The organism is Microvirga tunisiensis (assembly GCF_009296175.1).
GTDB classification, from domain to species: domain Bacteria; phylum Pseudomonadota; class Alphaproteobacteria; order Rhizobiales; family Beijerinckiaceae; genus Microvirga; species Microvirga tunisiensis.
Genome location: NZ_VOSK01000881.1, coordinates 1 through 884 on the forward strand (window position 1 = coordinate 1; position 884 = coordinate 884).

General features: G+C 63.0%; 2 protein-coding genes and 1 pseudogene. 2 read left to right on the top strand and 1 reads right to left on the bottom strand.

The window, feature by feature from the left end; translation table 11 throughout:
• Nucleotides 1-134: 134 nt before the first annotated feature.
• A pseudogene (locus FS320_RS44295) lies at nt 135-260 on the top strand (DDE-type integrase/transposase/recombinase); the annotation flags it as partial.
• A 120-nt stretch (nt 261-380) separates the two neighbouring features.
• Here FS320_RS44295 and FS320_RS45720 read toward each other — a convergent pair.
• Nucleotides 381-548 (bottom strand): hypothetical protein, encoded by a 168-nt coding sequence (locus FS320_RS45720; RefSeq protein WP_153885417.1) that lies wholly within the window; start codon nt 546-548, stop codon nt 381-383.
• Here FS320_RS45720 and FS320_RS44300 point away from each other — a divergent pair.
• A complete protein-coding gene (locus FS320_RS44300; protein ID WP_152718769.1) occupies nt 531-773 on the top strand; it encodes a DUF2382 domain-containing protein in 243 nt (80 codons plus the stop codon). The two genes, FS320_RS45720 and FS320_RS44300, sit on opposite strands and share 18 nt — an antisense overlap.
• Nucleotides 774-884: the final 111 nt, after the last annotated feature.

Sequence of the window (884 nt, forward strand, 5' to 3'; positions counted from 1 at the left end):
CACCTGTTTGCGCATTGGCGCTTTCTGCATGGAAATGGCCGAACATCGGGAGCCGTATGACGCGAGAGTGTCACGTACGGTTCTGGGAGCGCGCGGGGGTGAGATCCCCCCGCGCGACTCGCCAGGTGTTCGTGCGCATCCGAGGCAAACTGCACTATCTCTGGCGGACCGGTGCTCAGCACGGCAACGTGCTCGATGTGCTGGTGCAGAGTCGCCGCAACAAGATGGCCGCCAAGCGCTTCTTCCGCAAGCTGCTAAAGGGTTTGTGATACGCCATCGACATTGACGAGCGGGCTGAGAGCTGGCGCGCGGAGGGTTGGGCAGGCTGGTCCGGCACGGCGGCTGGCACGTCAACGGAGGTGGGTTCCGCCACCTCCGTCTCATCGGTTGTCGCCAGCGTCCGCGCGGAAGACCTCGATGTCGAGGCGGTCGCCAGCCCCCGTAAAACGGGCTTGGCCGGTGCCGAAACCGGTCTGTCGGATCACGGCGAGCAAGTCCTTCCAGTCGTGGAAGAGAGGCTGCGGATCGGCATGCGTGATGTCAGTCACGGGCGGATTCGCATTCGCTCCTATGTGGTGGAAACCCCGGTCGACGAGCAGGTGACACTTCGTGAGGAGCGGGTTGCCATTGAGCGCCGCCCGGCCGACCGCGCCCTGAGTGATGCTGATCAGGCGTTCCAGGAGCGGACCATCGAGGCCGAAGAACGAGGCGAGGAGGCGGTGGTCTCCAAGGAGGTCCGCATCACGGAAGAGATTGTTGTCAATGGGCGTTGAATCTCCCGTAATTATGGGCCTTCAATTTTCCCTACCTGACGGACGAGAATGGGTCCGGTGATCAGCCGGTCGGATGATCATTTGCTTTGCCTCCTGGTGGTCGGCCCCGGC

Excerpts from the sequence above, each read along its gene's own strand:
- FS320_RS44300 (WP_152718769.1), top strand. The coding sequence starts at position 531 with ATGCGTGATGTCAGTCACGGGCGGATTCGCATTCGCTCCTATGTGGTG.